This window comes from Chamaesiphon sp. (genome assembly GCF_041738855.1).
Taxonomy (GTDB): domain Bacteria; phylum Cyanobacteriota; class Cyanobacteriia; order Cyanobacteriales; family Chamaesiphonaceae; genus Chamaesiphon.
In genome coordinates, this window is record NZ_JBGSPA010000196.1 from 1 (window position 1) to 21,486 (window position 21,486).

Genomic DNA, 21,486 nt, shown 5'->3' on the forward strand with positions numbered 1-21,486 from the left:
AAATGACCGCTAATTATCAACAAGCAGAGCTTATTGATAATAATTTATGAAACACTTAGTTTTTGAGGATTGGTAGTGATTGGCTCAAACACAGTCAGGTAATTGATTTGATGATGAGGCTAGCCTCATCGAACTCAGGTGATCTCAGCTCTTCTGTCTTCGATAACTGCGATCTGACAAGAACTATCTTCGCTCGCACGATTCTGGAAAAAGCAGATTTTCGGAATTCTTTTAACTACTCGATCGATCCAGAGTTAAACCGCATCAAGAAAGCTAAGTTCTCGCAATCGGGTATAGCAGGACTTTTAGATAAGTATGATATTGAAATAGAGATAACGGATTAAAACAGAAAAGAGCCAGTAGTGGCGTGACCAGACTAAAAATGTGGGTAAAAAGATCTTGTAAAATATACTGGTTATAGTTTTAGAATTTTAAGTGCCCACAGTTTTAGTCTGGTCGTCCCAGTAGGGTGGGCACTGCCCACGATCTAAAACTATGCGGAGAAATAACTTCATCTGATTTTCGCGATCGATTTTGCATCCTCAATCTCTACTATCGATTGAATGAATACTAATATTTTTACAGCTCATTCGATCGCAATCATCCAACTATTAGCTGTCAACTATCAACTATCAACTATCAACTGAATTAAGCCACTCTTCCATCTGAGCCACCGTCTGCCAACTAAACATCCCCACAATCAAATCGTCGAGTTGCTGCTCATTCAAAGCAGCGAGTTGACTCGTCACATGTTCCGTTGGTACATATCCCTGAAACTTCACACCAATAGCTCTGGTGGCAAACTCCAGCTTACCTCTTTGTTCCGCCTTATCGATTTCAGCATCGTACCAAGCATCGATCTCTGCCATCGTTCTCATAAACTCTTGCTCCTCTGCACTTAAACTGGTTGTTGGGAAGTCTTGGAGATATACGCAATATTTGAGGCTTGCCCGTATTGTATCATTTTTCTCCCGACGCTCTGGTGACAACTGTTCGATGCCTTCCAACGCTCGACGAGCCGATTCCTTATTTCCCATCGTTGCGGACTTGGATGTTCTGGAGTGTCTCACCTTTGGACTGATATAAGGAACGCAAGTAAAACTTAAAAAATCGGTCGTGTTTATATTGAGCCATTAATTTATCCTACCGCAAATCGCATATTCATATCGTGCCACAAAATAATCGCCAACTTGTCGATCGCTATGATGCTTGAATCCAAAGTTTTCATATACTAACCGTAAACGCGGACGATCGGCAACGCAATCTAATCTCACAAAATGTCTGCCTAATTCTCTAGTACGATCGATCGCCCACTGAAATATCTGCGTTGAAACTGAGCCACCTGCGAAGCTGCGTCGCACGGCTAATCGATGTAAAAATGCTGAATGAGATTGAATAATATCCGGCCAAAATACTAAATCTTCGGTTTGAAATATAACAACTCCAGCCGCAATACCTTCACAAAATGCGATGAAGAATAAACCCTGTTCGATCTCTTGCTGAATAACTGTTCAAGATATGTGCTCCTGTTGCCATAGCGGCATATTTTTTTGTTCGAGCCATGCAGCAGCTTCAGATAAGATCTCTGAAATCATGACGAGATCGTCTAGAGTGGCTTGGCGTACTGAAATTGGTAACATTTTGATGCGATCGAGATTCGTCAATATTTAATGATGAGAGAAGATATCCTCATACTGCAAGATATCTAGAGCAACTAACGTCGGTAAAACCTTAAAACAATCCTGTGCTAGTTCCCACCGATCCTCACGTTGTAACTTAACAGTCAATTTTTGACGCATACTAATCAAATATCGCACATCATTAGCAGCATAGCGAAGTTGTTCGTCCGAGAGATTTTCAGCATCACCCCAATCTGAAGATTGAGCGGACTTATCGAGATCTATTCCTTCGAGTTGAGCGACTAATTCCTTTAAACCATGACGGTTTGAGTAAGTGCGGATGAGTTTACTAGCGATTTTGGTACAAAATATGGGCTGGGTTGCGATGCCCAAACGGTGACTGAGTTGTGCCACATCGAATCTAGCGAAGTGAAAAACTTTGGTGACATTAGTAGCTTCCATCACCTGTTGGAGATTTGGTGCATTAGTTTGTCCCTTGGCAATCCGAATTACCGTTAACAAACCAGGCGAAAATAATTGCACCAAACATAATCTGTCGCGATGATAGTTTAGTCCCATTGTCTCAGTATCGACAGCGATCGATTCGGCTTGAAGATACTGCTCCGTGAGTGCATCATCTAAGTCTCGATCGCAAATTTGAAAATCTTCCATATTGATAGCTGGTGCAGAGGAAACCATCTACATAATAGAGGATGACTTGCTAGTCAGCATCCTTCACATACCAAGCTTTACGGATAAAAATTTGGGTAAAGTAATATTCACCCTTAGCGTTTTTAGCGACGCCGATGCCAGTCAGATCGTACCTACCGACCATATTATGTTGGTGTCCGGGACTTTCGATCCAGCCTTTGACAGCAACTAGATCGGGCTGTCCATAACCCATATTGTAAGCGACATTTTCTGCCGCACTGCGGTAGACGATCGTCTTCGCGACTGATGTCACTCGCTCGTTGAAACCATCATGGCTCATACTGCCAGATCGGGCCATCTGTTCGCTATGCGCTTTGGCTTGAGCCGAGATCTCCGGATCGGCGACCAATGGTGGTAAATTGCGAGACTGACGATACTTATTGACCAGATTATAAGTGGCTAATTCCAAGCTGTTCATCGCAGGTGCAGGGGTAGGCGGATTGGTGGTAGCCTGATGCTGTGCTGGTTCGTCGTCGTCGGCTGCAACAGAGCCAGAATTGGGAAAACTAGTCGAGCTAATATCCGCATGAGCGGTTGTCGCTGTCATACTGATGACGGTAGCTAAAACACATAAAGTGCCCAAAAAACGATCTTTCATCGGGATTTACTCAAGGTGGGATGGCGAGGCTGAGATACTGAGATCTAGCCACCATCAAGCAGTGCTGAATGATGGCTAAATCCAAGATGGCATCTGCTTCCACAATCCACTGCGATCGAACTCATATCCGGATGTAATCTCAGACCTGGTAAAATTTGACATCAACGACCGAGAATTCGCTAAAATGATAAATAAGATCGACCCAAAATATCGCCATGACATCCTACTCTGCTGCCTCTGCTCGCGCTGAAATGAGTGAACTGCGTCGGCTCAAAAGTTTGCTCCCACCCGAACTCCAAAGCTGGGTGACGGTAGAAACTACCGTCGAAGTCAATCCTCCCCTCGTTCGGAGTGAGGAATTGGGTAAAGATCAGGTGGAAATCCAGATCGATCTAGTCAAGTGGGAACGGCTAGCTCTCGATCAACGCAATCTATTGTTTTGGCATGAAGTCGCACGAGTCCAAAATGATACGATCTCCCGCGATGGCTGGGAAATGGCGGCACTAGCGATCGGTTTAGGTGGTGCTGTGGGTGAGTTGTGGGTACAAGATGGGCTGTTATTAGTCCTCGCGTTGGGATTGTGTGGCGTGTCTGGCTATCGGCTCTACGCGCGCAACAATAGCGATCGCCATCTCAAAGAAGCCATCGATGCTGATGAAAAAGCGATCGCCCTGGCTACCCGCTTTGGCTATACGCTCCCCAATGCTTACAAGAGTCTAGCCAGTGCTCTCAAAACTCTGACTGATGATACTCCCAAAAAGAGCAAACGCAAGCACTATGAGGCTCGTCTCGACGCGCTCAAGCGCAGTGCTACCAAAGCAAAAGATAAAGTCGATCGGGCGCGGACATCTCCTCGCAGTCGCGCTCTCGCCGACGATCGCGAAAACCGCGAAAGTTACAGATAGACAGTTGATAGTTGACAGTTGACAGTTGACAGCGTTTTTGTGGGAGTGGTGTGGATATTGATGCCATCATTGCTAAAAACCCGCTCTTCCGATAAGAAGAGCGGGTTTTATGTTTACTAATCATTAGGAATCTAATTCCTCTGTTCTATCAAGGCATAACTGTCAACTGTCAACTGTCAACTGTCAACTGTCAACTAATTTACGCCGCCAATTCAACAATCGCCGCATGTGGATTGGTTCCTGTGAGGATGATTTCGAGATCGGCTGGTAGCTTAGTGAGAAAATTGGTAGCAGCTTCGATACTAATCAAACCCAACTCGATCGCTAGACTCAAATCGTCTAAAATCATCACAGAATATTCATTGGTGCGAGCTGCACCGCGAACGTGTTTCCATAACTGGTCGAAATTGTGTAACTCTAGATCGTTGAGGTCGGAGATCGAAATATTCCGAATCAAATTACACCTAATCCAATCGAGATTTTGAGCCAGATTTATCGCCTGATTGTGTCCTTGGCGAATCCCACCTTTGAGTAGTTGGACGATCAAAACTTTTTGCCCCTGACTAGCAATTTTGAGGGCATCCGCGACTATTTCCGTACAAAATCGATCGGCAGGTGTATCAATAATCTGAATCTGTTTGGATGTAGCACAATGAGTTGGCAGTGAGGCGCGATCCGTAACTAAATTATCTTCGGGGTGACCGAGCGTATTCAACATAAAGTGAGCCGAGTTTCGTACTTAGAAGTGTTCTGTCGTTGGCTATTCGTGCCCGCTCAGTTAGCTATAGTAGACAATATATAGTGTTTTGTGCTGAGCGTTCATTCAGTGAAACACTAAATATGCGATCGGTCAAGTGGTAGATCGGATGAGCAGCGACCAGCGGTTGGGCAATCGGGGGTAGACTGGTTGTCACTACTGGCGATCGACATTTTTGCCAAAAGTTAACAATAAGTAAATAACTTTCCCGAGCTGATGTAGTACAGTTAAGTTGACCTATCGCTGCATCCAGATGTCACCACTGCGCCCACACCGTCTTCCCAATCAGTTACGTCAGATCGGCTTTGAGAGCGACTTTACCAAGTTTTCGACCAGTTCTGTCTTGACTCATTGTGGCGACACGCGGGTACTGTGTACCGTGACGATCGCTGATGGTGTTCCGAGATTTTTGGCAGGTACGGGAGCCGGATGGCTGACAGCAGAGTATCGAATGTTGCCAGGTGCGACACCCCAACGCCACGAGCGAGAAATGGTGAAGCTCTCAGGACGTACTCAGGAAATCCAACGGTTAATCGGGCGGAGTTTGCGATCGACCCTGGATTTTGCCATCCTAGGGGAGAAAACGATCCTGATTGATGCAGATGTCCTCCAAGCCGATGCAGGTACCCGCACGACGGCGATAACTGGCGGATACGTGGCATTGGTGCAAGCGATCGACAAGCTAGTCGCGCTCGGCGAACTGACTGCATCGCCGATCGTCCGGCAAGTAGCAGCAGTATCAGTGGGATTGGTGCAGGGGCAAGCATTTCTGGATCTGGACTATCCAGAAGATGTCGCTGCTGATGTGGATTTTAATGTCGTAATGACCGATAATGAGGAACTAATCGAAGTGCAAGGGACGGCAGAATCGGGAAGTTTTGGTCGTCACCAACTAAATGAATTATTAGATTTAGCTGCAATAGGAATTCAGGAATTAATGGTGCTGCAAACTGCGGAAATAAAGCGAAAATCGACTGCCAATCGATCGAACTAAGCTGATGATTCAAGCAATAATTTTGATAGTTCCACAAGTGAGATTGTATAAACCCCCGACAACTTTTAGGCGATCGTGTTTGACCAACTTCGCAATCGGCATCGAAGACTTTAACTGTGCTACTACTAGTTCGATATTGGCACGGACAGCATTATCGAGCAAGTTACCTGGCTGAGTTTTAGCGCGATCTACTGCTGGTTGGATCGCATCGATCAGGGTACTGATGTGACCCAGGATTTTGCCATGCTTGAGAGTTGCAGCTACCGCACCACATCGCTCGTGCCCCAATACAAACACTAGCGGCGTGCCCAACTCCTCGACAGCATATTCAATACTACCCAAAATCGCATCATCGACAATATTGCCCGCGACCCGAATCACAAATAAATCACCCAAGCCCAAATCAAAAATAATCTCTGGGGGCACCCGCGAATCAGCACAGCCTAAGACGATCGCAAAGGGATGCTGTGCGGCAGAGATCGCCCGCATCCGGCTGCCAGACTGATGATAATGCGATAGTCGGTCGGTAGTATAACGCTGGTTGCCAGCAATCAGTTTTTCAAGAGCGTGGTGGGCGTGCATGGGGATGATTCTACAGCAACAACTATTTTTTCGCTGCCATACTACCACTAGTAGCAGTGCCGATCGGTGCGATTTAGCACTTTGTCCACTCAGCTCACAGATCGCCAATACATCCTACTTCCTGTTGGTGACTCGATTTGCTGCCAGCACCACTATCTAAATGCCCTGCCGCGCTAAACTGAGGAGAGCAAATATCTTCTCAAAACCGATCGCCATGCAAACGACATTTACAGTTCCCGATCTAGCGTGCGGTGCTTGTGTTGAGAAAATTACTCAAGCGATCCAGGCGATCGATCCACAAGCTCAAATTGTTGCTAGTTCCCAGACTAAACTCGTTCAAATCGAGAGCGAACTACCAGCGATCGCTCTCCAAGCCACAATTGTCGATGCTGGATATACGATCGGTCGCTAAGCAACAGCTCTCAACTTTGCCGCTCGTGAGGATCGAGACTAATCTCTATTTTGGGGTGGGTGTATGGAACGGATCGGCTTGAAATTGGAGGACTCGATCGGAACAGCTTGTGCGACGGCAATCGAGCGGACGATCGATTGTGTACCTGGGGTGGTAGAGTCACAGGTCAATTTTGAACTCAAACTCGCTACAGTCCGCTACGATCGCCACACAACCACCGCTGAAGCCATTATTCAAGCTGTGACCACTGCTGGATATCAAGCGACATCGATCGATCCCATCGATCCCGATCCAGCTCCGGCGCGAGCGAGTAGTTTGGTACTCAACCGTTCGTCTATTGCCGCGCCCAATTATCAGATCGAACTGTGTGGTGCGATCGTGCTGTGTCTGCTCCTGGCGATCGGTTCCCAAGCGACAATCGGCGATCGCCCTCTGAGTTGGATGCCAGCATGGTTGCAACAGCCGATCGGGCAATCGATCCTCGCAACACTAATTCAATTTTGGTGTGGGCGATCGATGCTCATCGATGCGGTGCAGACTGCATGGTATCGGCGGCAAATCAATCTGAATACGCTCGTGGCTGTAAGTACTGGAGCAGCTTATGGCTATTTTTTATTCGATACATTTACAGCCACAACGATCGCTCTAGAGCGTCACTCACAATTCGATCTTTACTATCCGATCTCCGCCATCACGATCGCGCTGACACTCTGGGGTCACCAACTAGAACGCCAAGCCACAGCCAAGATGGGGAGCGGAATGAGGCAGGCTCACGATCGCCCAATTTTCGCCCAAATCGGTCAATTAAGCGATCGGCTTTACGCTGACAAGGTACCGACTCAAAGACGAGCGGATCGGTTAGCCACGCCGATTGTGCTGCTTTCGATCGGGATGGCGATCGTCACTATTTCCCTCTGGTCGATCTTGAATAGCAGTCTCTCTGTGGGGGTGATGGCTGGCGTTGGGGTGCTGATGCTGGCTTGTCCTGCTGGTATCGGTTTGGCGACATCGCTGGCGATCGCGATTGGCACTCGCAAAGGACGATCCCTCGGGATCGTCATTCACAATAGGATTAGTTTGGAAGTATTGGGGCGCGTAAATACGATCGTCTTTGCTAAGACTGGTACCTTGACAACTGGGAGAGCGATCGTCACCAATTTTATTCCAGTTGTAGACAAATACCACGGCAATGAATTAGCGATCTTGCAACTGGCGGCATCGCTAGCCGATCGCTCCCACCACCCGCTAGCATCAGCAATCGTCAAGCGTGCCAAAGAGCAAAAATTAGCACTCCAACCAGTTACACAGTTTCAGGAAAATATCGGCAATGGGGCAAGTGGAATAGTCAATCGTCAACTCATTCAAATCGGTACGAGTGCATGGATTGATTCGCTCCAGATCGCGACCGTACTGCAAGCTGCCAATCACCAGATTTTGACTAATTATCAACAGCAATGGGAAGCTGTTGGCAATACAGTATTGTGGATCGCGATCGATCGAGAAATCGCTGGCATCATCGGGATGAGCGATGAGATCGAGCCGACAGCGAGTGCGACGATTTCGAGGCTCAAACAGCTCGGGTTAGAGGTAGTATTACTGACTGGAGACATATTAGCCAATACCGATGCCCTCGCACAACACCTGGGAATCGATCGCGTATTTACCCAGCTCGATCCCCAAGGTAAAGCGCAAATTATTAAGACACTACAATCGACAGCGATCGGTCAGCCGACGATCGTGGCGATGGTTGGATCTGGAAGCGATGACGCCCCCGCACTAGCTCAAGCCGATGTCGGCATTGCCATCCACGCAGCTACAGCGATGGCGATCGCTGGCAGCGATCTGACGATTATGACCCCAGATTTAGCAGCACTTGTCACCACCATCCGGCTCGGGCGTTTGACATTGACCAATATCAATCAAAATCTATTGCTGGCTTTTATTCCCAATATTATCTGTATCCCGATCGCCACAGGGATCTTGGAGCCTGTATGTGGGTGGATGCTGACTCCGGCGATCGTCAGTGGGGCAACGATCTTGAGCTTGGTGGCAGTATTTGTCAACGCAGCCCGATTGAGCAGATTTAAGGGTTAGGGGCAATTCATACTTAATTCAGCAACGCCTATTTAATCCTCATTCCTTAGCAGCGATGCCCGATCGCGCGTCAAAGACCGAGATGCCATTTACACTTTGATGATAGCGGACAATAGTCGCAACCTGGGTTTTGAGCTTTACAAGTCAATGCGCCGAAATCTAGTAACGCCAGATTCCAGGTACCGACATTAGTTTTGGGTGCAATTAGATCTGCTGCACCCCAGAGGATTTTGCACCGAGATTTGACTCTTTCCCCTTGTAAGCCGAAAAAACGTTCGAGAATCCGCGCTACGTTTGCATCTAGAACTGCTAAGGGTTGGTTGAATGCTTGAGATCCGATTGCCCGAGCCGTATAGTCACCGATTCCTGGCAATTTGAGCAGTTGTTTTTGGTGTTGAGGTACTTTGCCATCATATTGACTGATGACGATCTGGGCGCACTGTAGCAGCCGTTGGGCGCGAAAAAATAACCCTAGTGGTTTGAGTATTTTGGCAAGATCTGCGAGGTTGGCGGCGGCTAAATCTTGGATAGTGGGATAATGTTGGAGGAATAGTTCGTAAATCGGTGCAACTGTATCGGCATCAGTTTTCTGAAGTAGGGATTCGGCGACGAGGAGATGATATGAGTTGGTAGTTTTGCGCCAGGGATAATCGCGCCGATTGACAACTCCCCAAGCTGAAAGCTGGTGACGAAACCACTTAATTCGAGCGGGTGCTGGATAGTCTGATGGTTGAGATTTGGCTGAGGTGAGTGTGGATTTCATCGATTTAGCAACTTTCTAGCTGACGCTCTTGCAACTGAGACGAGGATACAGTGATTTTTAAAAAATTTAAATCTGATGGAGCTGCGCCACTTACGTTATTTTAGGACTGTTGCTACTGAATTGCATTTTGGACGGGCGGCAGCAAGATTGCAAATTGCACAACCACCATTGAGCAAACAAATTCAAGATCTGGAAAAAGAGCTGGGATTTGACTTATTTACACGTACGAAAAGATCGGTCTTACTGACACCTGCGGGACAGGCATTTTTGGTTGAAGTAAATCAAATATTTCAACAACTCGATCGCGCGATCGATATTGGTGGCAAAACTAGTCGGGGTGAACTCGGTCAAATCTCGATCGGATTTGTCGGATCGGCGACTTATAATATTTTACCAGTGATGCTCCACCAGTTTCGCGATCGCTATCCCCAGGTGCGAATTGAATTACACGAGCTGACTACCGATCGCCAATTAATTTGGTTACGGGAAGGCAGAATTGATATCGGCTTAATTCGTCCACCCATTATCGAGCCAAATTTTGCCAGTCAGATCGTTTTTCAATAATCTTTAGTAGTTGTTTTACCAACTCATCATCATTTAGCAATCCAAGAATCAATCGATCTAGTAGCATTAGCAACTGAGCCTTTTATTCTATTTCCGCGTCAGCTTGCACCTGGATTGTACGATCCGACGATGGCGATCTGTCAAGCTGCGGGTTTTAGTCCGCAGATAGTTCAAGAATGCGTTCAGATGCAGACAATTGTAAGTCTAGTCTCGGCAAATATGGGAGTCTCAATTCTACCCGCATCTATTCAAGAAGCTCAACGTCAAGGGGTCGTTTATCAGCCGATTAGATCTGGTAATGTGAGAATTGGTGAGTTAGCCAAGATCGCGATCGTGTGGCGGATGAACGATGATTCACCCACGATGAATCGATTTTTAGAAATTGCCTTGGGTCAAGATCGAGTGGGATGATTCATCACTTGGAGCTGGTAACATTACAATAATAAATACCAATTTCCGGCATACATTTTGAGTTGTCCCTTACTTTCATAGATCAGGACGATCGCATCTACAAATTTTCGTTCGATCCCAGCGCGATCGACATAGGAGCCGCGAATAGTAGCATTCCACAAGGTGGGTTTGGGCTTAGTATACGTAATCTGACGATCTTGGACGGTGTAACCACCGAGGCGATCGATTTTCGCTCGTGCTCGTTCGGTGGCTAGCGATTTTTCTGGCATCAATTGCACGATTGCTGTCAGATCGCGCTCTTGGAGAGCCAATAGATATTGTTCGACGACGCGATCTGGTGTCGCTGCGCCCCGTTTGTCGCTGGCTTCACATGACTGTAGCGTTGACACGATCGCCACAAGCGCAACGACGGAAATCGATCGCCAGTAGCGGGTAAATTGATGAGGTTGTTTTGCCTGGATGTCCACGATACTTATGCCTAGAGTCGATCCCATTGGTGCCAGAGCTGCTCGATCCTTACTTTTTTTTCAAGGCTTTGACCTCATTACTAGTCAAATCTCGCCACGATCCTAATGATAAACCGTTGAGGGACAGTAATCCGATCGAGATGCGTACCAATCGCAGTGTTGGAAACCCGACAGCGGCTGTCATCCGCCGCACTTGCCGATTTTTGCCTTCAGTTAAGGTCAATTCTAACCAGGCGGTGGGGATGTTTTGGCGATCGCGAATCGGTGGATCTCGCGGCGGTAGGGGTGGTTCCACTGCCAGTAATTTTACCCGTGCGGGTTTGGTTTGGTAGTCTTGGATCGCTACTCCGGCGGCTAGCTGCTCGATCGCTAGCTCGTCAGGTATCCGCTCTACCTGTACCCAATAGGTGCGTGGATGCCTGTACTGGGGGTCACTGAGTCGATGTTGCAGCCGCCCATCATCTGTCAACAGCATCAGTCCCTCACTATCCCAATCCAATCTCCCCACCGGATAAACGTCAGGAATAGGTAGATAATCTTTGAGTGTCTGTCTACCTTCGGCGTCTGTGAACTGACTCAAGACACCATAAGGTTTGTAAAAGATGAGATAGCGCAAGGTCGATCCGGTTGTTAAATTAGTTGATAGTTGATAATTGGGTTTTTAGAATGGGGATTTAATCGATCGATAAATATGATTATTTTACTTTGATTCTCGCTGAATAGCGCGTGGGTGAATTACCGATCGCACTGGCGACTTGCATGGTGTTGAGATAGTTATTTAATTGAACTATTTTGACTGGAGCAAGTGTCCGTATGCTCTTTTGAAATTCTAGCTCGGTTTTTTGAAAAGCAGCTTGACGTTGAATCGAGTTGAGCCGCCCCCACCTTACTTGAGGATCGGTTTGGAGTTTTGTCAATCGATCGCGTCTGAGTTTCATTATCTCTCTAATTTCGGGTAGATAAGCTTCGAGATTTTGACCCCAATGGATTCGCATTTGTTCTCGAAAATCATCACTCCGTCGGAACCATTCACTCTCTTTAAATGTCAGCCAGGTGGTGGGTAATTTGGATAGTTCTTGTTTGGTAGCGATCGGGATGCGTGGGTACTCTGCGGTGAGTTTAGCGGCGATCGCGTCTTTGAGCTGACGATCGGCGGTGGTGACAGATTTGCCCATAATTTCGTTGACCATGAAACATAGCACTTGGGCACTTATATCAGTAGTCATCCGCGTTAATGGTGGTTTGCCAGGTGCAAGCCAGTTTTGGGGTGCCGCGTCATAGAAGGATACCAGCCAGAGGGCATCAGTATCGCCATCGAGTACCTGTTGGCGGAGAGTGGCTACTAGCTTGGTTTGGAGTTGGGTACGTTCGGCGGGAGTCCCACGCAGGATTTGCGGTTCGAGGGCGATCGTTTGGAGGACAGTATTTCGCAGTCCCAGATTCGTCATCCATTCCCGACTCAACCGCTGCGAGATTTTTTGCTGGCGATCGGGGGGAATTTTGACCGCCAGTACTTGTTCGTAGACAGTGTTAAAGTTTTTGAGGAGCGCAGGTGTCAACGTGGGTACGGCGACCAGCGCGGGGGTAGTGGGAGCTGCTAATGGCTGGGGTTTGGGGCTAGGAGTGACGGTAGTAGCTGGCAGTTGTGACGGGGGGACAAACTTGGTTGGGAGTGGTGGTTGGGCAGTAGGAGTAGATTTGGGGGGTGGCGTAACTGTCATCGCTGGTGTGACGATCGCGATCGCCCCGATCGCGCACCAGATGGCAATGATTCCAGAATTGATGCTGGTTGGTTTCATGGTATCTACATCCCGCTCGATTAAATTGGCTGACTATTGCTAGTTCCTCGATCGATTATACGCTGCGACGATCGTCATCCAGTTATTGCCTGCGACTGAAGTCGCGGCTAGTGGTGCAAAGTCCGCCTGCGCGGACTGACATAATTAGTCCGCGTAGCGATGCGCGATCGGGAGGGTTCCCCGAGGATTTCGGGGGGTTACCGCCCTAAAATCTGCCCGACAGCTTCGGGTGTGGAGAGCGATCTCACAGCGATCGCTGCTGCCATCGGTGGTGTGAGACTTACCGCCTGGACGATCGCGTAAGGTAAACTAGTCGCCTGAAGTTTGGCACCCAACTCAGCCGAAACTGACATCCCATTAATAACGACTAATTGGGGGACGATCTCACCGCCATAAGCAGCAATTGATTCGATTTCCAGTGCAAATAAACCTGGTATGAACCGAGGATTTAAGGCGCGATCGTACTCAAATTTACTGAGCATAATTTGGAAAGAACAGATCTGAGTAGTGTCGAGCGGAGCGTCGCTGACTGTCTTGGCGCGAAAGATCGGTACTAAGTCTTTAAATGGAACTTGAATCGTCATCCATGCATCCGCGATCGTATCAAAAGAATGAGCGTAACCAACCCCATCCCATCGCTCCTCAGTCCGCACAAATAACTTGTATCTTTGTCCGTCTCCTCTGACTCGTAACTCGATCCCTTGATAGTTGCTCAAATTGAGGATCGGATCGAAATTACGCGTCCGCACTGATGCAAAGCCACCAGAATTCTCGGTCGAAACATTGCCGCTAAATACCGCATAACCGTCTCTCAATCGAATGCCGCTCTCACTGACGCCACCCATCACCACATCATCGACAGCTCCCCAGGTTGCCTGAAGATCGATCGTGGGATGGGTAAAATCAAAAAGTTCTAATTGATTGACTGTGGGCAAATAAGTAATCGCCGCTACGGTGACATTATCCATCGCTGTGGCGGATAAAGGATAACGATCGTCAGGACAGACAACGATCGATCTTACCCCTTGCATCACGCGATCTGTCAGACCAAAATCGCTAGGCGTGGTAATGCTACTATCGAGTTCCACTCGGACAAATTCCACATTTGCGGGTACACTAAATGGTGTCATGCTCAGGTCGGCGATCGCGGCTCTGACACGGTAACCACTTTTGACCAATTGCCCGACGACCAATTGTCCGATCTCACTCAGCGCACCAATCACCAAAACTACGCCCACGGCTCTGCCTCCATCAGTGGTATATTGACGACTCGATCCGCCTCTGAGCAAGCGTTGGAGGTCGCTGAAGATCGGAATTGCTTCAAAATAGCTAACCGTATTTAAAAACCTGCCTGCATCCCATTTAGCCATGATTTTAAGGATTGGGTATTAGTTATTTTTGGTCGGTGCTAGTAGCTGCTAGCAGCTCTCTTACTTTAATTATAACCAACTAATTCGCTGAATACTTATCCAGTTATAACTGATAATTTGAGCACATCGAGTCTGCTCAAACTACTGACGAATTAATGTATCCCGAACCTTAACTATGATTCTTGCAGACAAAATCGCTCTGTATTTGGAAGATGTCGAACATCCGATCGGGAGAATAGTCAATTTACTAATTACAGGCTTAGTTTTAGTCTCTACAGGTATTTTTATCGCCGAAACCTACCCACTCGCCCCAGATCTGCGATCGCTCATCCACAAAATCGATCTAATTATTTTATCAATTTTTGCAGTTGAATATATCCTGAGACTCATCGCCGCACCAGCCAAATTAAAATATTTATTTAGCTTCTACTCGCTCATCGATCTGGTGGCGATTCTCCCCGTGCTCACTGGGATAACAGATGTAAGTTTCGTCCGTATTTTGCGTTGGTTTCGGATTTTACGGTTGCTGAGATTTATTGAGGGTAAAGCTTTGCTCGGCAATCTCGATCGCGAGGATAGTTCGGTCGTCACGCGAATTTTGTTTACGATCTTCTCGATTATCTTTATCTATTCTGGCTTGATTTATCAAGTCGAGCATCCCGTCAATCCCAAATTCGTGACTTTTTTCGATGCAGTTTACTTTGCAGTTGTGACGATGACAACAGTCGGCTTTGGAGATATGACGCCGACTTCTGATGCGGGAAAATTGATGACAGTATTGATGATCCTTACTGGGATTGCCCTCATTCCGTGGCAACTAGGAGATCTGATCAAACAAGTTGCCAAAAGTGCGGACAAAGTCAACACAGTTTGTACCAAGTGTCAACTATCGAGCCACGATCTGGATGCTAGTTTTTGTAAACGCTGTGGTGCAAAACTAGTTATAAGTAAATAAATTTTGCTGCGTTAGCTGCTGGAGTTTTGGCTTTTACCAGCCGGATGTGCGGGCGAGATTGATGGTTTCCTTCACTAATCAAAAAAGAGCCATCAGGATACACTTTTTCGACAAAAGCCACATGTCCCGCTACCGGATCGGTAGCCTCAGTATAAGTCAGATTACCCTCGCGCCATTGGAACTTGAGATTGGCTTCCCAAAGGACGATACTATCGATTCGTGGCTGAGTTTTTAAGCGACCGCGATAACTACTATTGGCAACTCGATCGTCCCAAGTATGAGCATTACCAATCAGCACCGCCCCCAGTCCTTGCCGATTTCCAAATAAGCCCCGTTCGATCGCTCGTCCGTAAGCAAACTCGACACATTCAAACGGGTGACTACCGCGAATCCGCTCGTTTCCATCAATCAATTGATTGCCATTAGCTTGATAGTAGCTTCCCCTTAGATTGATTCTAAGTTGAGCGATCGATGGTAGTTTCGATCTGGATCTGCTGATGTCTTCAGCATTTAATACCCGCGGCATGGCAAGAGACATCACTACTAGAAATATCGGGATAATCTGTCGTTGATTTTTGATAATCTACCTCGCTACAATCATCTGAAATTCGATTCTCAGCGGTTAAAACCGCTGCTTGTGATGCAAAGTCCGCCTACGCGGACTGAGACATTAGTCCGAGTAGGCGGACTTTGCATCATTAGCCACGATTTGCGATTCGCGCACGCCTTTGTTTCCGGACGGTTTAGCGAATCAAGACACAATCGTAGGCATTTCCTGGGTAGCAACTTGGATTAAATACTCAAGCGTTGATAGACCTCATCTAGGTGCTTGAGATGCTGGGTGGGATCGAAACAACGATCGATCTCGGCTGGCGTCAAATGTGCGGTGACGCGAGGATCGCCAGCGGTGACTTGGCGGAAGTCGCCATCGAGTGTATTCCAGACGGACATCGCATTGGACTGGACGATCGAGTATGCTGTTTCGCGATCGAGTCCTTTCCCGACGAGAGCTAGCAACACCGATTGGCTGAAGACTACCCCACCATAACAGTTGAGATTCCGTGCCATGTTTTCGGGATAGATCAGCAGATTTTTGATCAGGTTGGTGGTTTCCACCAACATAAAGTGCGCGATGATGCACGAATCCGGCATACAGACGCGCTCGACGGAGCTGTGCGAGATATCCCGTTCGTGCCACAGTGCCACATTTTCCAGGGCGGCGATCGCATTCCCCCGCAAGATCCGCGCCATCCCAGTCAGGCGTTCGGAACGGATCGGGTTGCGCTTGTGGGGCATCGCGGAGGAGCCTTTTTGCCCTTTGGAGAAGAACTCTTCGACTTCCAGAACGTCCGTACGTTGGAGGTTGCGGATTTCGACTGCAAACCGCTCCATACTCGCCCCCAACAGTGCCAAAACTTGCGCGAACTCAGCGTGGATATCGCGCGAAATTACTTGGGTAGAAGCGGTATCTGGCGTCAGTCCCAGCTTTTGACAGGCGATCGCTTCAGCACGGGGTTCGATATTGGCATAAGTCCCAACCGCACCAGAAATCTTCCCTACAGCGATCGTCTGACGGACGCGTACCAAGCGATCGCGATTTCTGAGCATCTCTGCCAACCACCCTGCCAATTTGAAGCCAAAGGTAATCGGTTCGGCGTGAATCCCGTGGGAACGCCCAATCATCACAGTATTGCGATGTTTTTGAGCTTGATAACGGATCGCCTGAATTGTATCTTCCAATCGCGTCAGCAGCAGATCGGTACTCGCCACCATTTGGAGAGCTAGAGCAGTATCGAGGACATCTGAGCTAGTCATCCCCAGATGGATGTATCGCCCCGCCGCACCAACATATTCGTTAACATTCGTGAGAAATGCAATCACATCGTGACGGACTTCAGCCTCAATTTCCAAGATCCGATCGACATCAAACTTTGCCTTGGCTTTAATTTCATCTACAGCATCCTGGGGAATATGCCCTAATTCTGCTTGAGCTTCGCAGACCGCAATTTCCACTTGCAGCCAAGTTTGAAATTTATAACCATCTGTCCAAATTTCACCCATTTCGGGCAGCGTATAACGTTCGATCACTTGTCCGTCACTTGAATTCAACTAGCCTAGTATAACGTTCGTTGGCTTACCCTGTCTGGTTGCGGATCTACTGGAGACGATCGATCGCGATCGTCTCCAGTGGATTTGGAAAGTGAGTTACTCGTTCATCGCTGCAATTTGGCTGGCGATCTTCACAGCATACCGATCGCTCATCCCTGAGATAAAGTCTAGAACATGCAGATACGAATGATACAGTAACCAATCTTGTTGCGGTCGATGGCTACCCATCAAATCTAAAATTCTGGTGTGTCGATCGGCAACATCATTATCATCTGCTGATGAGTACAAAGCAAAGGTTGCATTGATAAATACCTCTAATAAAGTCTCGATTGTCCAAGCCGATCCAATTTCTAACTGCATCTTACGCGGATGATTAAATATTTTTGTCTGAGCCGCATCCTTCGCCGTCTGAATAAATTCTTTGACGCGACCGCCACAAGCTCCAATTAAATCTTCATCGCCAAAATCGCCATTCATAAGCTCGTCCTGACGATCGACAAAAGTATCCACCACCCCTTCAATCGACGTATTTATCGCTTTTCCGCGCGCAATCGCAATCTGGCGACCGAGCAATTCATTACCCTGACAGCTAGAGTGCAGGGGCGGAATTTTATCAAAATCAACTACAATTTTCAAGATATCGATGACCTCATCATAGGTCAAAAAGCCCATTTCAATTCCATCTTCAAGATCGATCGAGGCATAGCAAATATCATCCGCAGCTTCCATCAGATATGCGAGTGGATGCCGACACCACGCTGTGGGCGATCGCTGGATCAGTCCCAGCGCAGTAGCGATTTCGGTCAGGATTTCTCGTTCTGATTGATTGCAGCCATACTTCTTTTTGCCGCTACTTACTAGTAAATCTGATGTCCAGGGATATTTGAGAAATGCACCTAGAGTTGCATAAGTAAGTCGCATTCCGCCTTCAAATAGATAATATTCAAGCTTGGTAACAATTCTCAATCCCTGAGCATTACCTTCAAAATTTTGCAAGTCAGTGAGTTCTGCGCTACTGAGATCTGTGAGCAAATCTCGATCGGCATTTTTACTAAACCACTGTCCGATCGCTTTTTCTCCTGAGTGTCCAAATGGCGGATTACCGATATCATGAGCCAGACAGGCTGCTTGTACGATGTCTCCGAGATCCGATGGTTCGATCCCGATCTCTCTCAACTCATGAGCTAGTTTTTTCCCGACTTTGGTACCCAAACTTCTGCCGACAGATGAGACTTCTAAACTGTGAGGTAAGCGAGTGTGGATATTATCATTCTCAGGGAGTGGATGTACTTGAGTTTTCTGATTGAGCCGCCGAAACGCACTAGAGAAAATAATCCGATCGATGTCTTTTTGGAAATGACTACGCCCGACTTCTTGCTGTTCGATCTGGATGATTCCGGCTCGTTGGCGAGACAAAAGTTTTGCCCATGTCATTCGGTTCATTTGCAGAATTACCTAGTCGATCGAGGTCGTTAGCAGAGCCATTGAAGCGGAAAACTTCCGCTCCTAATGTTTAGTAATTCAGTGCAGGTGAGCACCCGATCTCTATCCTAACAATTACCGACTAGCAATTGGTTGGAGATCGGGTAAATTGGTTCGATCCGATGGGCGAACGAGAGCGAATATGCTAAAATCAGTTTAGTACATAAGTGCCTGCCTAAATTCTGCGCGATCGCTACCACTTGCAACCCGGATGATGGATCGTCATCCTTGCGTTTAGTCTAGCCACACATCACTGGCTAACTCTTAACTGTGCGGATATCACGTACTATGCACTATGACGGTAGCGACTCCGTGAGTCTCATGAGTGCATAGTACGTGTATCCGCTGGCGTTGAGCGAGCCAGTCCTTAGAGGTTTACGAAGCGGGATCGCGCAGGATCGTTAGGTAGACCATCACTAGCGACGTAGTTCGCTCTAGTTTTGAAACATTTAACAAGGTGAATTGGTGGGCGTAACATCGGGATAAAAAGTGACGATCGCGTTATCTTCTTTGATGAGTACTGCACTATAAGCTTGTCCTGTCTCGACATCGACAACGGGAAAAGTACAGACAGTTCTAGGCTTAGCTCTGGCTTTAAATGCTAAAGTTGCCGCAATCAATAATTCTGCGGCATCAGTAATGAGGGCATAACCATTGCGTCGATCGACGATGAAGCGATCGCCATATTTAACCATCACGCCAATAGTATATACTGCTCCAGCAATTGTCTCTTCTTGCTGGTGATTGTTTGGCAATTTTCCTGCCAATCCCCGCTCTTGAAGTTGGAGATATCTACCGACATAGTGCATCCCTTTGAGTTTGCCATTGTGGATATTCCCACAAAAAATATGCTCGAAACCATCACGCTTGAACCAGATCTCGGTCAGATCTGCTAAAAACTCAGCATCGGTAGTTCTGCCCCGAAAAATCTCTCCACCTACGGCTGTTTTAATCAGGTGAAAAACTCGTGGATAGGCGAGTAGTAAAGCTTGGAAATCCTCAGCTAGAACGCGATCGCCTAAATTGCCACATACTTCCAATATCCCCCAATCGAATGGCAATAAATCCGGCGGTGGCGGGGTCAGATCGATCGCTATTTCCTGGGAAGAATGAAGAATTTCGGGATTGTCCGCGAGATCGAAAAACGGTGGTAATTGTTTTCTGCGGCGACGGGGTTTTTCCATGACTTTTAAGATGAGAGCGGAGCTAAACCATCGCTACTTCCACCAGCAGAGACGAGTTGGCACGACAGATGCCAACAATTGGCGCAGCCGATCGATCGTCGCCGCGATCCAGTCAAATGGCGAACGCGGCTGACGAGCGTAAGTATGCCAGTCTTGGGCGAGTCGCTCGATAATTTCGGTATAGCTAAGTGATAAACATGGAAAATTGGTTAAATCGGTAATTTTTAGTTGCTGTTGAATAGCAATAGCTAGAATTTGGATGAGTTCTGGGGCATTTTGACTGACTATTTCTGCACCGAGAATTTGCCCGCTCCGAGTGACGATGATTTGGCAAAAACCAGTAGTTAGATTGGCAAGGATCGCTTGAGGACAATTTTTGAAATACTGTTTGAGGATAACCAGATCCCGACGATCGCTATTGGCGGCAGCCATACTTGTCATGCCGACTCTAGCTAACGGTGGATCTGTAACTACCGTCCACGGGAACCGATCGTAACTCCGATAATCAATTTTAGTTTTGCGCCCAGAGAGGGCATTGCGAACGGCAATCTTGGCCTCATACTGAGTCAAACTTTGACTGTAATAACCACCCAAAACATTGCCACAAACGCTACCACAGGCATAAATCTGGCGATGGGAAGTGCGGAGCTGGTTATCGATCGAGATCCCTTTGTCGGTATAGTCTACACCGACACCCTCGAGATTAAATGGTGTGAGTAATGGTCGATCGGGTAAAGCGATAAAAATTTCATCCACCGCGATCGTGTCGGCACCGATAGTGACTAACTTGGCTCCATCTTGTTGACTGATACTAGAGACGATCGTCTCTAGATAGATTTTGACCCCATCTGCTTCCAGTTGTGCCTGGATCGGGCTAGCCAGATCCACATCTTCATAAGGTAAAATCTGCTCTGTTTCCACCATGAGCGTGACTTGACAGCCCAATCTTGCCAAGGTTTGGGCTAGTTCTACCCCGATCGTTTCTGCCCCAATTATCGCCCACCGGAGGGGAATTGCTGGCTTGCGCTGCTGGGTGGCAACCTCATCGCTGAGACTCGGCAATCGATCGAGAGTGAGATAACCTGTCTCTTGAATCCCTGGAATCAGTGGGTAATGCGAAACCGATCCAGTGGCAATCAGATAAGCACGAGCGCGGAGATAGTGGCGATCGATATTGAATGCTAAGTGCGGACGCCGACAAAATTCCCCCGTACCCACCATGACATCGATCCCCATCGCTGCCAAGAGTGCCGGATCGGATTGTGCTGCGAGTCTGTCGATCGCCGCCCGCGCGTATGTCCAGGGGTAGCTGCTCGGCGACTGTAGCCGCGTCCGATCGAGTTGACTAGTTTTGGCGATCTGCGCCAAAGCATAGGGATAAACATCGCTGTGGGGATGGGATCTGTCGCCAGCCAACGGTGGCAAGATCAGGGCAACTCGTGCCTGGGCATTGACAGCTTCGATCGCGGCAGCTCTAGCTGCCGCTGTCGCACCAATAATTACTAAATCGTATTCTAATGCCAAAATTTGGGAACGGGGGAAGAAAAACTAGGAAACTGGAAGATCGCCAAGGAGCGCAAGCCGCTGTCTTGTCTTGCTCAATCTGGAGGGAACCTCCAGGGCGCAAGCCGCTGTCTTGTCTTGCTCAATCTGGAGGGAACCTCCAGGGCGCAAGCCGCTGTCTTGTCTTGCTCAATCTGGAGGGAACCT

23 protein-coding genes and 1 pseudogene are annotated in these 21,486 nt (G+C 47.8%); 7 read left to right on the plus strand and 17 right to left on the minus strand.

The features are described 5' to 3' along the window. Positions 1–113 precede the first annotated feature (113 nt). A complete protein-coding gene (locus ACEW9I_RS21375) occupies positions 114–344 on the plus strand; it encodes a pentapeptide repeat-containing protein (RefSeq protein ID WP_373542362.1) in 231 nt (76 codons plus the stop codon). A 288-nt stretch (positions 345–632) separates the two neighbouring features. Here ACEW9I_RS21375 and ACEW9I_RS21380 read toward each other — a convergent pair whose 3' ends face one another. The 5 genes from ACEW9I_RS21380 to ACEW9I_RS21400 all read right to left on the minus strand — a co-directional run bounded on the left by ACEW9I_RS21380 (position 633) and on the right by ACEW9I_RS21400 (position 2,928). Next, positions 633–1,037 (minus strand): hypothetical protein, encoded by a 405-nt coding sequence (locus tag ACEW9I_RS21380; protein ID WP_373542344.1) that lies wholly within the window; start codon positions 1,035–1,037, stop codon positions 633–635. 96 nt (positions 1,038–1,133) lie between these two features. Next, complete coding sequence (locus tag ACEW9I_RS21385; RefSeq protein ID WP_373542363.1) at positions 1,134–1,505, minus strand: GNAT family N-acetyltransferase; 372 nt, start codon at positions 1,503–1,505, stop codon at positions 1,134–1,136. A gap of 6 nt (positions 1,506–1,511) precedes the next feature. Then, positions 1,512–1,640 carry a hypothetical protein gene (locus ACEW9I_RS21390; protein WP_373542345.1) on the minus strand — a complete coding sequence of 43 codons (129 nt, stop codon included), beginning with the start codon at positions 1,638–1,640 and terminating at the stop codon, positions 1,512–1,514. 27 nt (positions 1,641–1,667) lie between these two features. After that, complete coding sequence (locus ACEW9I_RS21395) at positions 1,668–2,297, minus strand: ribonuclease D (RefSeq protein WP_373542364.1); 630 nt, start codon at positions 2,295–2,297, stop codon at positions 1,668–1,670. A gap of 43 nt (positions 2,298–2,340) precedes the next feature. Further along, positions 2,341–2,928: a CAP domain-containing protein gene (locus ACEW9I_RS21400; protein WP_373542346.1), complete on the minus strand. Its 588-nt coding sequence runs from the start codon at positions 2,926–2,928 to the stop codon at positions 2,341–2,343. A gap of 215 nt (positions 2,929–3,143) precedes the next feature. Here ACEW9I_RS21400 and ACEW9I_RS21405 point away from each other — a divergent pair, with 215 nt between their 5' ends. After that, positions 3,144–3,833: a DUF3318 domain-containing protein gene (locus ACEW9I_RS21405; protein ID WP_373542347.1), complete on the plus strand. Its 690-nt coding sequence runs from the start codon at positions 3,144–3,146 to the stop codon at positions 3,831–3,833. A 199-nt stretch (positions 3,834–4,032) separates the two neighbouring features. Here ACEW9I_RS21405 and ACEW9I_RS21410 read toward each other — a convergent pair whose 3' ends face one another. Then, positions 4,033–4,551, minus strand: coding sequence for a cob(I)yrinic acid a,c-diamide adenosyltransferase (locus ACEW9I_RS21410; protein WP_373542348.1), 519 nt, complete (start codon positions 4,549–4,551; stop codon positions 4,033–4,035). Positions 4,552–4,843: 292 nt separating this feature from the next. On the opposite strand from ACEW9I_RS21410, the gene rph reads away from it, so the two are divergent. Further along, positions 4,844–5,584: a ribonuclease PH gene (gene rph, locus ACEW9I_RS21415; RefSeq protein WP_373542349.1), complete on the plus strand. Its 741-nt coding sequence runs from the start codon at positions 4,844–4,846 to the stop codon at positions 5,582–5,584. A gap of 9 nt (positions 5,585–5,593) precedes the next feature. On the opposite strand, the gene ACEW9I_RS21420 is transcribed toward rph, so the two are convergent. After that, on the minus strand, positions 5,594–6,166 hold the full coding sequence (locus tag ACEW9I_RS21420; protein ID WP_373542350.1) for a carbonic anhydrase: 573 nt from the start codon (positions 6,164–6,166) through the stop codon (positions 5,594–5,596). Positions 6,167–6,380: 214 nt separating this feature from the next. Between ACEW9I_RS21420 and ACEW9I_RS21425 the strand changes: the two genes are divergently transcribed. Together ACEW9I_RS21425 and ACEW9I_RS21430 are read left to right on the plus strand one after the other, a co-directional pair. After that, entirely contained in the window at positions 6,381–6,578 is a 198-nt protein-coding gene (locus ACEW9I_RS21425; protein WP_373542351.1) for a heavy-metal-associated domain-containing protein, read from the plus strand. Between the two features lie 63 nt (positions 6,579–6,641). Beyond that, on the plus strand, positions 6,642–8,672 hold the full coding sequence (locus ACEW9I_RS21430) for a heavy metal translocating P-type ATPase (protein WP_373542352.1): 2,031 nt from the start codon (positions 6,642–6,644) through the stop codon (positions 8,670–8,672). Positions 8,673–8,742: 70 nt separating this feature from the next. On the opposite strand, the gene ACEW9I_RS21435 is transcribed toward ACEW9I_RS21430, so the two are convergent. Beyond that, a complete protein-coding gene (locus ACEW9I_RS21435) occupies positions 8,743–9,435 on the minus strand; it encodes an A/G-specific adenine glycosylase (protein ID WP_373542353.1) in 693 nt (230 codons plus the stop codon). Between the two features lie 75 nt (positions 9,436–9,510). On the opposite strand from ACEW9I_RS21435, the pseudogene ACEW9I_RS21440 reads away from it, so the two are divergent. Beyond that, a pseudogene (locus ACEW9I_RS21440) lies at positions 9,511–10,410 on the plus strand (LysR family transcriptional regulator). A gap of 23 nt (positions 10,411–10,433) precedes the next feature. Here ACEW9I_RS21440 and ACEW9I_RS21445 read toward each other — a convergent pair. The 4 genes from ACEW9I_RS21445 to ACEW9I_RS21460 all read right to left on the minus strand — a co-directional run bounded on the left by ACEW9I_RS21445 (position 10,434) and on the right by ACEW9I_RS21460 (position 14,046). Beyond that, the gene (locus tag ACEW9I_RS21445; protein ID WP_373542354.1) at positions 10,434–10,904 is read right to left on the minus strand and encodes a hypothetical protein; all 471 of its coding nucleotides are present in this window, start codon (positions 10,902–10,904) and stop codon (positions 10,434–10,436) included. Between the two features lie 22 nt (positions 10,905–10,926). After that, complete coding sequence (locus ACEW9I_RS21450; protein WP_373542355.1) at positions 10,927–11,493, minus strand: pseudouridine synthase; 567 nt, start codon at positions 11,491–11,493, stop codon at positions 10,927–10,929. 79 nt (positions 11,494–11,572) lie between these two features. Beyond that, positions 11,573–12,676 carry a hypothetical protein gene (locus tag ACEW9I_RS21455; protein ID WP_373542356.1) on the minus strand — a complete coding sequence of 368 codons (1,104 nt, stop codon included), beginning with the start codon at positions 12,674–12,676 and terminating at the stop codon, positions 11,573–11,575. Between the two features lie 197 nt (positions 12,677–12,873). After that, positions 12,874–14,046, minus strand: a complete 1,173-nt coding sequence (locus tag ACEW9I_RS21460; protein WP_373542357.1) for a CIA30 family protein — start codon at positions 14,044–14,046, stop codon at positions 12,874–12,876. A 175-nt stretch (positions 14,047–14,221) separates the two neighbouring features. Here ACEW9I_RS21460 and ACEW9I_RS21465 point away from each other — a divergent pair, with 175 nt between their 5' ends. Further along, positions 14,222–15,001: an ion transporter gene (locus ACEW9I_RS21465; RefSeq protein WP_373542358.1), complete on the plus strand. Its 780-nt coding sequence runs from the start codon at positions 14,222–14,224 to the stop codon at positions 14,999–15,001. Here ACEW9I_RS21465 and ACEW9I_RS21470 read toward each other — a convergent pair. From ACEW9I_RS21470 to ACEW9I_RS21490, 5 genes are all read right to left on the minus strand, one after another. Further along, positions 14,988–15,527: a CHAP domain-containing protein gene (locus ACEW9I_RS21470; RefSeq protein WP_373542359.1), complete on the minus strand. Its 540-nt coding sequence runs from the start codon at positions 15,525–15,527 to the stop codon at positions 14,988–14,990. The two genes, ACEW9I_RS21465 and ACEW9I_RS21470, sit on opposite strands and share 14 nt — an antisense overlap. A gap of 266 nt (positions 15,528–15,793) precedes the next feature. Beyond that, positions 15,794–17,089: an adenylosuccinate lyase gene (purB, locus tag ACEW9I_RS21475; protein ID WP_373542365.1), complete on the minus strand. Its 1,296-nt coding sequence runs from the start codon at positions 17,087–17,089 to the stop codon at positions 15,794–15,796. Positions 17,090–17,206: 117 nt separating this feature from the next. Beyond that, positions 17,207–18,544, minus strand: coding sequence for a deoxyguanosinetriphosphate triphosphohydrolase (locus ACEW9I_RS21480; RefSeq protein WP_373542366.1), 1,338 nt, complete (start codon positions 18,542–18,544; stop codon positions 17,207–17,209). A 497-nt stretch (positions 18,545–19,041) separates the two neighbouring features. Then, positions 19,042–19,776, minus strand: a complete 735-nt coding sequence (locus ACEW9I_RS21485; RefSeq protein WP_373542360.1) for an EndoU domain-containing protein — start codon at positions 19,774–19,776, stop codon at positions 19,042–19,044. Positions 19,777–19,809: 33 nt separating this feature from the next. After that, the gene (locus ACEW9I_RS21490; protein WP_373542361.1) at positions 19,810–21,300 is read right to left on the minus strand and encodes an FAD-dependent oxidoreductase; all 1,491 of its coding nucleotides are present in this window, start codon (positions 21,298–21,300) and stop codon (positions 19,810–19,812) included. Positions 21,301–21,486: the final 186 nt, after the last annotated feature.

What these genes read in the sequence shown, in the direction of transcription:
- ACEW9I_RS21375 (WP_373542362.1), top strand. Translation starts at nt 114, where the DNA reads ATGAGGCTAGCCTCATCGAACTCAGGTGATCTCAGCTCTTCTGTCTTC.
- ACEW9I_RS21380 (WP_373542344.1), bottom strand. Translation starts at nt 1,037, where the DNA reads ATGGGAAATAAGGAATCGGCTCGTCGAGCGTTGGAAGGCATCGAACAG.
- ACEW9I_RS21390 (WP_373542345.1), bottom strand. Translation starts at nt 1,640, where the DNA reads ATGTTACCAATTTCAGTACGCCAAGCCACTCTAGACGATCTCGTCATG.
- ACEW9I_RS21400 (WP_373542346.1), bottom strand. Translation starts at nt 2,928, where the DNA reads ATGAAAGATCGTTTTTTGGGCACTTTATGTGTTTTAGCTACCGTCATC.
- ACEW9I_RS21405 (WP_373542347.1), top strand. Translation starts at nt 3,144, where the DNA reads ATGACATCCTACTCTGCTGCCTCTGCTCGCGCTGAAATGAGTGAACTG.
- ACEW9I_RS21410 (WP_373542348.1), bottom strand. Translation starts at nt 4,551, where the DNA reads ATGTTGAATACGCTCGGTCACCCCGAAGATAATTTAGTTACGGATCGC.
- rph (WP_373542349.1), top strand. Translation starts at nt 4,844, where the DNA reads ATGTCACCACTGCGCCCACACCGTCTTCCCAATCAGTTACGTCAGATC.
- ACEW9I_RS21420 (WP_373542350.1), bottom strand. Translation starts at nt 6,166, where the DNA reads ATGCACGCCCACCACGCTCTTGAAAAACTGATTGCTGGCAACCAGCGT.
- ACEW9I_RS21425 (WP_373542351.1), top strand. Translation starts at nt 6,381, where the DNA reads ATGCAAACGACATTTACAGTTCCCGATCTAGCGTGCGGTGCTTGTGTT.
- ACEW9I_RS21430 (WP_373542352.1), top strand. Translation starts at nt 6,642, where the DNA reads ATGGAACGGATCGGCTTGAAATTGGAGGACTCGATCGGAACAGCTTGT.
- ACEW9I_RS21435 (WP_373542353.1), bottom strand. Translation starts at nt 9,435, where the DNA reads ATGAAATCCACACTCACCTCAGCCAAATCTCAACCATCAGACTATCCA.
- ACEW9I_RS21445 (WP_373542354.1), bottom strand. Translation starts at nt 10,904, where the DNA reads ATGGGATCGACTCTAGGCATAAGTATCGTGGACATCCAGGCAAAACAA.
- ACEW9I_RS21455 (WP_373542356.1), bottom strand. Translation starts at nt 12,676, where the DNA reads ATGAAACCAACCAGCATCAATTCTGGAATCATTGCCATCTGGTGCGCG.
- ACEW9I_RS21460 (WP_373542357.1), bottom strand. Translation starts at nt 14,046, where the DNA reads ATGGCTAAATGGGATGCAGGCAGGTTTTTAAATACGGTTAGCTATTTT.
- ACEW9I_RS21465 (WP_373542358.1), top strand. Translation starts at nt 14,222, where the DNA reads ATGATTCTTGCAGACAAAATCGCTCTGTATTTGGAAGATGTCGAACAT.
- ACEW9I_RS21470 (WP_373542359.1), bottom strand. Translation starts at nt 15,527, where the DNA reads ATGCCGCGGGTATTAAATGCTGAAGACATCAGCAGATCCAGATCGAAA.
- ACEW9I_RS21480 (WP_373542366.1), bottom strand. Translation starts at nt 18,544, where the DNA reads ATGACATGGGCAAAACTTTTGTCTCGCCAACGAGCCGGAATCATCCAG.
- ACEW9I_RS21485 (WP_373542360.1), bottom strand. Translation starts at nt 19,776, where the DNA reads ATGGAAAAACCCCGTCGCCGCAGAAAACAATTACCACCGTTTTTCGAT.